Here is an 11861-nt window from a genome sequence, read left to right as displayed (position 1 = left end):
ATCTATTTAGATTCTTGTATTTGAGATTGAGATTTTTCGATTTGAGCTCTGCTAGATGGGCTTACTTTTTCTTGTAACCATTGGAAAACAACAAAAAGCACTGGAATGACAAATACTCCAATGACAGTCCCAACCAGAAGTCCTCCAGCAGCACCAGTACCGATTGAATTATTTCCCTGAGCTCCAACCCCTGTTGCAAGGACAAGGGGAAGCAATCCTAAAATGAAAGCAAAAGAAGTCATCAAGATAGGTCTTAATCTTACTTTTGCTCCGTCTAAAGCAGCGTCATATATGCTCATGCCGTCTTTACGCCGTTGGATCGCAAACTCGACAATCAAAATTGCATTTTTGGCTAGTAAACCTACAAGCATGATCAATGCAATTTGAAAATAAATGTTATTTTCCAGACCTGCCAGATTCGTACTCCAAAATGCTCCTGCAACTCCAATCGGTAATGACAATATAACAGCAAAGGGCAGCATATAGCTTTCATACTGTGCTGCTAGAAAGAAGTAAACAAATAGAATACTCAATGCAAATATGATGATGGATTGTCCACTAGCTGCAATTTCTTCTCTAGTTATTCCAGAAAAGGCGATATCATAATCGTTCCCTAGTTGCTGTCCTGCTAAATCTCTGATGGATTTTATTGCATCTCCAGAGCTAAATCCCGGAATAGCACTACCATTTATAGTGACAGCATTGTAAAGATTAAATCTATTAATTACCTGCGGACCATAAACTCTTTTCAAATCTACATATTCTGAGACCGGTGAATTTTCACCGGAAGGCAACCTTATAAAAATGCTATTCAGGCTTTCTTTATTCTCTCTGTCTTCTGGAAGTGCTTGTACGAAAACTCTATATTGCTTGCCAAATCTTGAAAAATTAGACACAAAAAATCCTCCTAAGTACGATTGCATAGTCGATATGACATCGTTTACAGTTAAACCACTAGCTTTTATTTTTGGCACATTCAAATTCAAATCATATTGAGGGAAATCTGTACTAAAAGAACTATTGGCAAATGCTATGGAGGGTTGTTGAAACAATCCTCCGACAAACTTGTCGGCTGTATTATCCAGTTCATCCAATGAACCGGCAGATTTGTCGAGTAACTGCATTTCAAATCCATCTGCAGCACCATATCCCGGAACACTAGGAGGTGTGAAAAATTGAATTTTTGCATCTGCTATGGAAGAAGTCACCTGATTCAATTTTCCTACAATTGCGTCTATCTGTGTAGCATCATTAGTTCTTTTTTCCCAATTTTCGAGAATAATGAACCCTTGAGCGTAAGAACTACCAGCTCCAGAGAAGAAGTTTCGTCCTGTGATCAAAGATGCGGTTCTAATACCTTCTATTTTCTGAATTCTCTCATATACTTCTTCTGTAGCTTGAAATGTCCTATCCAGAGAAGTGCCCACGGGTAATTCCATGTTCATGAATACAACACCTCTGTCTTCAGTAGGAACAAAGCCTTTTGGGGTGAGTTCATTCGCGAAATAAATAGCAACACCTGCTATAACAAGAATTAGTAAAGTGATCCATTTCTGTCTTACCAAGAATTTTAGCGAGTACACATATTTTTTTAGTATAGCATTAAACCCAGCATTGAATGCGTTGTAAAACCGCTGTAATAAATTAGGTTTGTCCTTTTGTTTTTTTGGTGGTTTCAAAAACAAAGCACATAAAGCTGGACTCAAGGTTAAAGCGTTGATTGCTGAAATGACAATAGCTACTATAAGGGTAACTCCAAACTGTTCGTAGAACACTCCAGCGGGACCCTTAATAAAAGTAATCGGAATGAATACAGCAGCCATGACCAAGGTAATGGATATAATTGCTCCGCTTATTTCACTCATGGCGGATATAGAAGCTTCTTTAGCGCTTTCTGCTCCGTCTTCAAGTTTCGCATATACTGCCTCCACAACAACAATTGCATCATCTACGACAATACCAATGGCAAGCAGAAGTGCAAAAAGTGTAAGAAGGTTGATGGAGTATCCAAACAAATTCAGGAAAAAGAAGGTTCCAATGATAGAAACAGGAACTGCTATTGCAGGAATCAAAGTAGATTTAAGATCTTGTAGAAATAGAAATACAACGAGAAAAACCAATAAAAAGGCCTCGATGAGAGTTTCCTGTACTTTGTCAATTGAAGCTGTCAAAAATTCATTAGTATCGTAGTTAACAAGATATTCAACACCTTCAGGGAAGTTTTTCTCTAGGTCATCCATCTTGTCATAGATGTTTTCAATAATTTCCTGAGCATTAGATCCTGGAGTTTGAAAAATCCCAAAGTTGACTCCAGGATAACCACTACTTCTGGATAATGCATTGTATGAAAAAGCGTCAAGTTCTACTTTCGCTACATCTTTCAACCTTAGAAATTGATTGTTATCAAAAGTTCTTAAAATGATATTACCGTATTCCTCCGAGGTTTTAAGTCTTCCTTTATATGTGATTACATACTCAAAGGCTTTTCCGGCATTTTGTCCTACAGAGCCAGCTGCTGCCTCTTGACTTTGTTCTCGTATGGCAGCAATTACTTCTGTAGCATTAATATTGTAATTGGCCATTTTTTCGGGATCTAGCCATACTCTCATCGAATAGTCCTTACCACCGAAAACAGAAACATTGGCAACACCGTTGATACGTTGCAATTCTGGCTTTATGTTTATATTAAGATAATTTTGAACATAAGTATCAGAGTAATCTTCGTTTTTAGAGTAAATAGCTGCATAAAGTAAAGCTGAATTTTGCTGCTTTGCTGTTATCACTCCACTTCTTAGAACTTCATCTGGTAATACTGAATTTGCTCTAGCCACCCTATTTTGAACGTTTACAGCCGCAATATCCGGATCGTATTCTTGTTCAAAAAATACAGTTATTGTTGCGCTACCATCGTTACTAGCCGAGGAAGTGATATAAGTCATTCCTTCCACGCCATTAATCTGTTCTTCAATTGGAATTATGACACTTTCCAGAATTGTTTCTGCATTGGCACCAGGAAAACTCGTTGTCACCTGAACCGTTGGAGGAGCAATATCAGGATACTGGGTTACTGGTAATTCTTGTATACCTAGTAATCCTAGCATAACTATGATGATAGAAACAACTGTAGATAAAACTGGTCTTTTTATAAATGTTTTAAGCATAATTTCTATTTAAAGACTTTATCAAATGAGTTTACAATTGAATCCATCGTAGAGGTTGTCGGAATAATTTTATCATTATTCTTAATTTTATTGACACCACTCCCTATTATAATGTCTCCTTTATTTATTCCAGATTTAACGACTAAATATGGATCTGCTCTTTCAGCATCTATAGCTTTTTCTGTAACTGTAGAATCTGACTCGTTGAATTTGAATACAAATTCCTTTCCTTGTCTGGAAAACGTAGAAACTCTTGGCACAATAGTAGCATTATTACTTTTTCTAGGTATTTTAATTTTTCCCGTAAGTCCGTCTTTTAATGAAGCATCAGTATTATCAAACGTAGCTCGGAATCTAATGGTTCCAGTCTGTCTATTGATTTGACTGGATATACTTGTGATTTTACCTTTGATAGGGTATTCCTGGCCGTTAGATAAAATCAAAATAAGTTCAGGGAATGAAGAAATTAAATCGGATGGTTTTTCTGAATTTTGATTAAAATCGTCAACCATATTCAAATAATCCTTTTCATTTAATGAGAAATAAGCAAAAACTTTATTTGTTTTCACTACTCTTGTGAGTGGAAGCATATCAGCAGGATTAATTAGTGCTCCATCTCTGTAATTTATAGTTCCCACAAATCCATCTACAGGACTTTTGATATTGGCATATTCCACATTGGCAGTAACACTTCTGAAATCGCTTTTAGCTGATTCAAGTTGAGCTTGAGCTGTTTCCAATTGGTTCTGACTTACAATATTTTTATTTACCAGAGGTTTTAGCTTCTCAACTTCAATTTGCGCTGCATTTACTCTTGCTTTTGCTGCTGATGCATCTCCACTTAGGCTCCTTGTTTCCAGTTTGAATAAAATTTCATCTTTCTTCACAGGAGCACCTTCTTCCACTAATACATCAGTAATATATCCAGATACTTTTGCTCTTATATCACTACTTACAATACCTTCTAATTGCGTAGGATATTCGGAATAAGTAGTTACGTCTGCAGTCTCAACTTCTATAATAGGGAGTTGTGGAGGAGGAGGTGCTTGTTGAGTTCCCTTCTCCTGACAAGCGGTTAATAAAATCGCTGATATGCTTATTAGTGTAAATGATTTAATTTTCATGTTCTAAATTATTGCTCGTTTGTTTTAACTGTTCAATAGTTGCTTTTATGTTTTTTTCTTCACTTTCAAGGTGATTTTTAAAAATTCCGACACGGGTTTTGTTGAAATCCTGATCTTTCTTAAAACATATGATCTTGCTAAGCATTGTTATTTCTCTTTGAATTTTTTCTAAATGTAATTCAAGTGTTCTTTTCAGATAGTCCTGGTTGGTTTTGAAATACCGTTTTCTCTTATCGTTTTTAAAATAGAAATCGACGCGACCTTCTTCAATTAAAAAGTTGAGTTGATTTGAGACTGAACTTTTACTCGCAGAAGTAATTTTTATTATTTCTTCAAAAGTAAGGGACTCCACTTCAGATAAAATTAAATTTGAATATATCCTCGAGGCTAAAGGGGGCAGGTCATGCTCTTTTTCAAAATGCTCACTCAACTCTTTAATGAGTTTTACATTGGAGGTTAATAAATTATCATCTGTGAATTTCATCGGGCAAATGTAATTTTAGTTCGGCTTCAACCGAACTAAAATCGCATAAATTAATGTTAACAATTGCATCCTAAAATTCAATTATGATTTTCAATCTAATGATCTGTTTACATTCTGAAATTTTAATAATCACTATCTCTTTAAGTGTTCACTGAAAATTGCGTTAAAAATTAGAAAGTTTAGTATTTACAAAGAAAATCTAGATGAAAATGGATATCAAGTTTAATTGAGGACTCTAAAACTCTTAAAATATACTAGGTTTTTAACTTGAAATAAAACGCCTATATAGCTTCAAAAGTATTGATTATATTGAATTTAATTAACAAAAAATTATAACGTATATTAATATTGTTTATTGTTTTTAGAATATTTTTGAACAATAAACAAATAGAATTACTATGAAAAAATTATTTTTAAGTCTAAGCGTAATTGCTATGATTGCTTTTACTTCATGCAAAAACAATGAAAGTAAAGAAAAAGAAACTGAACAAGAAGAAACTACTATGGAAGCTGAAACTTCTGCAGATGAAGCAATGGAAGAGCAACAAACTATTGTTGGAGTTGCTTCCGGAAATGATGATTTCAGTACACTTGTAACTGCTGTAAAAGCAGCAGAACTAGTTGAAACTCTTAGCAGTGAAGGCCCATTTACAGTATTTGCTCCAACCAATGATGCTTTTGCAAAATTACCAGAAGGTACAGTTGCTTCTTTATTAGAAGCAGAAAGCAAAGATGCATTAACTGGAATTTTAACTTACCATGTTGTTTCTGGTGAATTTTTGGCAGCAGATGTAGTAGCTGCTATCAACGATAACGGAGGAAGCTTTACAATACCTACAGTACAAGGTGGAGAATTAACAGCAAGCCTAGATGGTGAAAATGTTATTCTAACTGATGCTAATGGTAACACATCGACTATCGTAATCACAGATGTTGACGCTTCTAATGGAGTAATACATGCTATTGATACTGTAGTAATGCCAAAATCATAAATTGTAAAAACACAATTTTATAATTATAACCCTTCATTTTTGAAGGGTTTTTTATTTTAAAAAAAGGAGATCTTACGAATGTTTTATGCTTATTTATTCTTTTTTTTTAAAAATTAATAAAGTGAAAACAAGGATATTCATACTTTAAATTTTACTAATGTCAATATCACAACCTATTAATATTACTGTAGACGCTGTAATATTTTCAAAGGAAAATCAAGAGCTGAATTTGTTATTAATTAAAAGAAAAAACGAACCCTTTAAAAATCACTGGGCATTACCAGGTGGTTTTGTTAATGCTGATGAGCTCGTGGTTAAAGCATGTCAAAGAGAATTAAAAGAAGAAACACATCTAGATTTGAACTCCGATCAAATGAAATTTTTGGGTTACTATGATAAACAAGATCGAGATCCAAGAAGCAGGACGATTACTTTTGCTTTCCTTGCAGTGATTGATTATAAAATTAAGGTTGAAGCTGATGATGATGCCGGTGAAGCACGTTGGTTTAATTTTCAAGATCTACCTGAATTAGCTTTTGATCATTATGAAATTATAGAAGATGCATTAAAATTTAAATAACTAAAATTCAATATTTATGAGATTTCACACAAGAAAATGGATAAAACCTGAAGATCTGAATCCCAACGGAACTTTGTTTGGAGGTAAGCTCCTGGCTTGGATAGATGAGGAAGCAGCATTGTACTCTATCATTCAATTGGAAAATCAAAAGACAGTCACCAAATATATGAGTGAAATTGATTTCAAAAGCTCTGCTCGACAAGGTGACATTGTAGAAATAGGAATAGAAGTCGTAAAATTTGGAAATGCCTCGCTTACCCTAAAATGCGAAGTCAGAAATAAAATGACCAGAAAAACTATCATTATCGTGGATAAGATAATAATGGTAAGCTTAGATGAAAATGGTAACGCAAAACCTCATGGAAAAACTAAGGTTGAATTTGTCAAAGATAGATTGAATGATGATGAGTACTAATTAAGGCAAATACTTACGTTCTACTACAAATGGACCAAAAGGTAAAATAGAACTTAAGAATACGATGAACAGTACCTTTACGGACCAGTTAAGTTTTTCAAACATCCAATATCCACCAAAAAGATAAAGTATAAAAAGAATACCGTGGGCCATACCTACAATTCTTACATATTCTGGCATATCCCAAATGTATTTTAGCGGCATAGCTATAAAAAGAAGGAGCAAAAAAGAGATAGCTTCTAAAATGCTTACCCATCTAAAAATCTTAATCGATGTGTCGTTTTGTGACATTTATTTTTTTATTCAAAAGTAAGCTTTACAATGCTTGAGCCTTGTAATTTTTGTATTTTGCAGGTAAATTTTAACAATCTTAATGAATGAAAATACTAGTAACAGGTGGACTTGGCTTTATAGGGTCACATACTGTAGTCGCTTTACAGCATAAAGGATACGACGTAGTTGTTATAGATAATCTTTCAAACTCTTCCTTGAAAGTACTTGAAGGAATTACAAACATCTCATCAAAATCTCCAGACTTTGAAAAATTAGATTTAAGAGATAAGCTCAGTTTAAAAGAGTTTTTCGTCAAACATCAGGATATTGCTGGTGTGATTCACTTTGCTGCATCAAAAGCAGTAGGAGAGAGTGTTAAAAATCCATTACTTTACTATGAAAACAATATAGCAGCGCTTACCTATTTGCTTCAAAATCTAGTAAACTTACCAAAACAGAATATCATCTTTAGTTCTTCGTGTACAGTTTATGGAGAAGCTGAAAGATTTCCTATTTCTGAGGATGCTCCAATAAAAAAAGCAATGTCTCCTTATGGAAACACAAAACAAATTGGTGAAGAAATCATTACAGATACTTGTAAAGCAAACGGCAAGCTGAAAGCAATATCACTTAGATATTTTAACCCTATTGGCGCACATCCATCAGCAGAAATTGGAGAATTGCCTATGGGTACACCACAAAATTTGGTTCCTTTTATTACTCAAACAGCTATCGGTAAACGCGAACAATTATCTGTGTTTGGAAATGATTATCCAACAGCAGACGGAACTTGCATCCGCGATTATATTCATGTGATGGATTTGGCAGAAGCCCATGTTGTCGCACTTGAACGTTTACTATCTTCTAAAGCAGAAGATAGTTATGAAGTTTTCAATGTTGGAACTGGCGTTGGATCATCTGTTTTGGAAGTCATAGAGGCTTTTGAAAGTGCCTCAGAAGAAAATTTAAATTATAAAATTGTAGATAGGCGGCCGGGAGATGTTATTGCAGCTTATGCGGAAACAAGTAAAGCCAATGATGTTTTGGGTTGGAAAGCCAAAAGGAATTTAGAACAAGCTTTGAATGATGCCTGGGAATGGGAGAAGAGACAGCATAAACTCTAATTAAAATATAATTCTATGAAAATCTTAAATGCCTCTCAACTTTCAGATCTAGATCAGTTTAGTTGTAAAGAACAGCATATAAGTTCATGGGAACTCATGGAAAGAGCGGCAGGAATGGCTTATGAAGAACTCAAGATTCATATTACTTCAGATGTTAGAAAAATCAAAATCCTGGCTGGTTCAGGAAATAACGGAGGTGACGGCTTAGCGATTGCCTATTTTTTAGCAGAGGATGCTTATGATGTTGATGTTTATCTTGTCAATTTTACATCATCACGTTCAGAAGACAATCAAAAAAATCTTGAAAGGCTAAAAAAGCAGTCGAAGTGTAAAATCGAAGAAATTGATGAAAACTCAAAACTTCCTAGCTTTGACTCGCAAGATATCGTCATTGATTCCATTTTTGGAGTGGGTCTCAATAGACCAATGCCAGATTTTGTCCAAAACTTAATAAAGTCAGTAAAAGAAAATTCTCCTAAAACTTTCGCCATTGATGTGCCAAGTGGAATGTACATGCACCAATCACCAGAGGAAGGTGAGCAAGTCTTTAGGTCGGATATTACTCTTACGTTCCAAACTCCTAAGTTTTCACTTTATCTTCCAGATTATTCAGGTTTTGTAGGAGATATTAAAATTATAAATATTGGATTGAGTGAAGAAAGACTAGAGCAAATGTCTGCTGAAACTGTTTTTATTGACTCGAATTATGCCAAAAGACTTTTGAAGTGCAGATCCAGATTTTCTCACAAAGGAACTTACGGCCATGCAGTAATAGTGGGTGGCAGTCAACTTATGCTCGGCAGTGTATTGCTCTCGGCTTCCTCTTGTATGCGCTCGGGAGTAGGCAAAACAAGCGTAATGATGCCAAGCAGAGGACATGATGCTTTACTTCAGTATCTGCCTGAAGCCATGTTGATAAACAATAAATCAGAGAATTTTATAAGTTATGAAGATCTGGATTTTCAACCTGATGCTGTTGGTATTGGTATAGGAATTGGGAAATCAAATCATGCTCAGAAAGCTTTAGAATCATGGTTAGAAAATTCCACTCAACCTTTAGTAATTGATGCAGATGCGTTAAACCTAATCGCAGAACATAAAGATGTGTTACATAAAATTCCGAAGAAATCTATTCTAACCCCACACCCAGGAGAATTGCAAAAATTGGTGGGTAGCTGGAAAGATGATTTTGAAAAATTAGAAAAAATTAAAGAACTTTCTAAAAAACATGATCTTATAGTTTTAGCAAAAGATGCTTATACATTATGTGTCTACAGAAATGAAGTTTTTGTAAATTCTACTGGTAACTCTGGCATGGCTACAGCGGGAAGTGGTGATGTTTTGACTGGTCTTATCACTGGATTATTGGCTCAGGGTTATTCTAGCCTAAATGCTGCAGTTTTGGGAGCATACATTCATGGGTTTGCTGGTGATTTGGTTTCTGATAAAACTTCTGAAGAAAGCTTAATAGCTTCAGACCTTATCAACTATTTTGGTTATACTTTCTCTAAACTAAAGGGTTGAACAATTCTTAAATATTATCTTTGAGAAAAGATAATTAGATGTCACAGATCCATTATATAGATTCCACAGTTCTCGGCTTTTCTCAAATTCAAACTTTGATAGATGGAAATTATAAGCTAGCACTAAGCGAAGAAGCAGTTTCCAAAATCAGTAATGCTAGAGCCTATCTGGACAAAAAGCAAAAAGAGAGTGAATACCCTATATATGGAGTGAATACTGGATTTGGATCTTTATGTAACATCAAAATAAGTGAAGGAAAACTTACTTTTTTACAGGAAAACCTGGTGATGTCTCATGCTTGTGGGCTTGGTGATAAGGTTGATGATTCGATTGTGAAATTAATGCTGTTGCTGAAAATTCAATCTCTAAGCTATGGTAATTCTGGGGTTTCACTGGGGCTTGTGGAAAGGCTTATACAACTCTATAATGAAGATGTAATGCCGTTGGTTTTTGAGCTTGGTTCTTTAGGGGCTTCTGGTGATTTAGCTCCTTTAGCACATTTGGCATTACCTCTTCTGGGAAAAGGGGAAGTCAGCATAAATGGGAAATTAAAAAAGGCTTCAGTTTTAAAACAAAAATTTGGCTGGGAGCCATTAGTGCTTCAGTCAAAGGAAGGACTGGCTTTGCTCAATGGTACTCAGTTTATGAGTGCGTATTTACTAAGAAATGTTTTAAAAACTAAGCGATTAATGAAATGGGCGGACAAAATAGCATCCATCTCTATAGATGCTTTTGACTGTAATATGGCACCATTTGACGATTTGGTCCACCAGGTTAGACCTCATAAGGGGCAAATTGAAACTGCAGAAAAAATACGGGAGTTGCTTAAAGGAAGCCAGATCGCAGAAAATCAAAAACAAAATGTCCAGGATCCTTATTCATTCAGATGTGTCCCTCAAGTTCACGGTGCAACTAGAGATGCTTTGCGGTATGTTGAGCAAACTTTATTAACAGAAATCAATAGTGTAACCGATAATCCTAATGTCTTTGTAGAGGAAGATAAAATTATATCTGGAGGAAATTTTCATGGCCAGGCTTTAGCTATTTCAGCAGATGTAATGTCTATAGCAGTAAGTGAAATTGGTAATATTTCTGAAAGAAGAATTTATCAGCTCGTTTCTGATTTACGGGGTTTGCCTACTTTTCAAGTGAGCTCTCCTGGACTTCATAGTGGATTCATGATTCCTCAATACACGGCAGCAAGTATTGTAAGTCAAAATAAACAGTTATGTACTCCTGCAAGTGTTGATTCTATAGTGTCTTCCAATGGACAAGAAGATCATGTCAGTATGGGAGCAAACGCTGTGACAAAGCTCAATAGGATTGTAGATAATGTGGAGCGAATTCTAGCGATAGAGCTTTTCAACGCCTCTCAGGCCATGTATTTTAGATTACCAATGACAAGTTCCCCGACTGTTGAATCTATTTTGAAGGCGTTTAGAAAAAAAGTGCCAATTGTAAAAGAAGACAGAATTATGTCATCTGAAATTACAAAAGCAATAAATTTTATAAAACACTATGAATATTAGGATAGGGCGTATAATTGTTGTAAATTAAATTATAACATAAATATTAAACCATGAAAAATAAAATTAGCTTAACGTTATCAATTTTTGCATTAATCCTTATCACATCTTGTGGCACAAAAGTCAATTTTCCAGTTTCTCAAATTGTTCCAGGGGCTGACATTTCTGCAAAGGTTAAGCAGGATGGGAATGACAATTACAAGATTGATTTGAAGGCTGAAAACTTAACCGATCCAGAACGCTTAAATCCACCAAAGGAGATGTATGTAGTGTGGATTGAAACCGCAAGAGGAACCAAAAACCTTGGAAAGCTAAACATGTCAAGTGGGATGTTTTCAAGTACAAGAAAAGGTTCTTTAAGTACAACTACTGCTTATAAACCTTCTAGGATAATTATAACAGCAGAAGATATTTCTACCAACAATGAGCCAAGCTCGTTTGTAGTTATTTCATCCGACAACTTCTAACTTTAAGTTTTTAGAATCAAACAAAAAAACCACGCTAATCAGCGTGGTTTTTTATTTAAATTAAATGTCCCGTCCTAATATAGCGATACACTAAAATCAAGTGTATATGGAATCACCAACAAATAAAGGGTATGTAAAGCGAACCCAAAAAGATTATTCGCTTTCTTTTAAGCTTCAGGTAGTCGAAGAAA

At 35.0% G+C, this 11861-nt stretch carries 11 protein-coding genes; 7 read left to right on the top strand and 4 right to left on the bottom strand.

The window, feature by feature from the left end:
• Positions 1 to 2: 2 nt before the first annotated feature.
• From LB452_RS12850 to LB452_RS12840, 3 genes are read right to left on the bottom strand one after another with little or no spacing between them, the layout of a single operon-like run.
• On the bottom strand, positions 3 to 3161 hold the full coding sequence (locus tag LB452_RS12850) for an efflux RND transporter permease subunit (RefSeq protein WP_224462141.1): 3159 nt from the start codon (positions 3159 to 3161) through the stop codon (positions 3 to 5).
• A gap of 5 nt (positions 3162 to 3166) precedes the next feature.
• Positions 3167 to 4285, bottom strand: coding sequence for an efflux RND transporter periplasmic adaptor subunit (locus LB452_RS12845; protein ID WP_224462140.1), 1119 nt, complete (start codon positions 4283 to 4285; stop codon positions 3167 to 3169).
• Entirely contained in the window at positions 4275 to 4769 is a 495-nt protein-coding gene (locus LB452_RS12840) for a GbsR/MarR family transcriptional regulator (RefSeq protein WP_224462139.1), read from the bottom strand. Before LB452_RS12840 ends, LB452_RS12845 begins: the two co-directional genes overlap by 11 nt.
• A 398-nt stretch (positions 4770 to 5167) precedes the next feature.
• Between LB452_RS12840 and LB452_RS12835 the strand changes: the two genes are divergently transcribed.
• The 3 genes from LB452_RS12835 to LB452_RS12825 all read left to right on the top strand — a co-directional run bounded on the left by LB452_RS12835 (position 5168) and on the right by LB452_RS12825 (position 6756).
• The gene (locus LB452_RS12835) at positions 5168 to 5761 is read left to right on the top strand and encodes a fasciclin domain-containing protein (RefSeq protein ID WP_224462138.1); all 594 of its coding nucleotides are present in this window, start codon (positions 5168 to 5170) and stop codon (positions 5759 to 5761) included.
• 157 nt (positions 5762 to 5918) lie between these two features.
• A complete protein-coding gene (locus tag LB452_RS12830; protein WP_224462137.1) occupies positions 5919 to 6341 on the top strand; it encodes an NUDIX domain-containing protein in 423 nt (140 codons plus the stop codon).
• A gap of 16 nt (positions 6342 to 6357) precedes the next feature.
• Positions 6358 to 6756 carry an acyl-CoA thioesterase gene (locus LB452_RS12825; RefSeq protein ID WP_224462136.1) on the top strand — a complete coding sequence of 133 codons (399 nt, stop codon included), beginning with the start codon at positions 6358 to 6360 and terminating at the stop codon, positions 6754 to 6756.
• On the opposite strand, the gene LB452_RS12820 is transcribed toward LB452_RS12825, so the two are convergent.
• The gene (locus tag LB452_RS12820; protein WP_224462135.1) at positions 6757 to 7047 is read right to left on the bottom strand and encodes a DUF3817 domain-containing protein; all 291 of its coding nucleotides are present in this window, start codon (positions 7045 to 7047) and stop codon (positions 6757 to 6759) included.
• A gap of 86 nt (positions 7048 to 7133) precedes the next feature.
• Between LB452_RS12820 and galE the strand changes: the two genes are divergently transcribed.
• From galE to LB452_RS12800, 4 genes are read left to right on the top strand one after another with little or no spacing between them, the layout of a single operon-like run.
• On the top strand, positions 7134 to 8153 hold the full coding sequence (galE, locus tag LB452_RS12815; RefSeq protein WP_224462134.1) for a UDP-glucose 4-epimerase GalE: 1020 nt from the start codon (positions 7134 to 7136) through the stop codon (positions 8151 to 8153).
• Between the two features lie 15 nt (positions 8154 to 8168).
• The gene (locus LB452_RS12810; RefSeq protein ID WP_224462133.1) at positions 8169 to 9677 is read left to right on the top strand and encodes an NAD(P)H-hydrate dehydratase; all 1509 of its coding nucleotides are present in this window, start codon (positions 8169 to 8171) and stop codon (positions 9675 to 9677) included.
• Between the two features lie 38 nt (positions 9678 to 9715).
• The gene (hutH, locus tag LB452_RS12805; protein WP_224462132.1) at positions 9716 to 11206 is read left to right on the top strand and encodes a histidine ammonia-lyase; all 1491 of its coding nucleotides are present in this window, start codon (positions 9716 to 9718) and stop codon (positions 11204 to 11206) included.
• Positions 11207 to 11256: 50 nt separating this feature from the next.
• On the top strand, positions 11257 to 11670 hold the full coding sequence (locus LB452_RS12800) for a hypothetical protein (RefSeq protein WP_224462131.1): 414 nt from the start codon (positions 11257 to 11259) through the stop codon (positions 11668 to 11670).
• Positions 11671 to 11861 lie beyond the last annotated feature (191 nt).

The organism is Psychroflexus longus, assembly GCF_020164595.1.
Classification (GTDB): Bacteria; Bacteroidota; Bacteroidia; order Flavobacteriales; family Flavobacteriaceae; genus Psychroflexus; species Psychroflexus longus.
The sequence above is the reverse complement of the archived record's forward strand: the minus strand, read 5'-3'. Positions and strand labels throughout refer to the sequence as shown.

Bases quoted from the DNA above. Each gene is read 5' to 3' on its own strand.
- LB452_RS12825 (WP_224462136.1), top strand. From the start codon at position 6,358: ATGAGATTTCACACAAGAAAATGGATAAAACCTGAAGATCTGAATCCC.
- LB452_RS12830 (WP_224462137.1), top strand. From the start codon at position 5,919: ATGTCAATATCACAACCTATTAATATTACTGTAGACGCTGTAATATTT.
- LB452_RS12845 (WP_224462140.1), bottom strand. From the start codon at position 4,285: ATGAAAATTAAATCATTTACACTAATAAGCATATCAGCGATTTTATTA.
- LB452_RS12800 (WP_224462131.1), top strand. From the start codon at position 11,257: ATGAAAAATAAAATTAGCTTAACGTTATCAATTTTTGCATTAATCCTT.
- LB452_RS12820 (WP_224462135.1), bottom strand. From the start codon at position 7,047: ATGTCACAAAACGACACATCGATTAAGATTTTTAGATGGGTAAGCATT.
- LB452_RS12850 (WP_224462141.1), bottom strand. From the start codon at position 3,161: ATGCTTAAAACATTTATAAAAAGACCAGTTTTATCTACAGTTGTTTCT.
- LB452_RS12810 (WP_224462133.1), top strand. From the start codon at position 8,169: ATGAAAATCTTAAATGCCTCTCAACTTTCAGATCTAGATCAGTTTAGT.
- hutH (WP_224462132.1), top strand. From the start codon at position 9,716: ATGTCACAGATCCATTATATAGATTCCACAGTTCTCGGCTTTTCTCAA.
- galE (WP_224462134.1), top strand. From the start codon at position 7,134: ATGAAAATACTAGTAACAGGTGGACTTGGCTTTATAGGGTCACATACT.
- LB452_RS12835 (WP_224462138.1), top strand. From the start codon at position 5,168: ATGAAAAAATTATTTTTAAGTCTAAGCGTAATTGCTATGATTGCTTTT.
- LB452_RS12840 (WP_224462139.1), bottom strand. From the start codon at position 4,769: ATGAAATTCACAGATGATAATTTATTAACCTCCAATGTAAAACTCATT.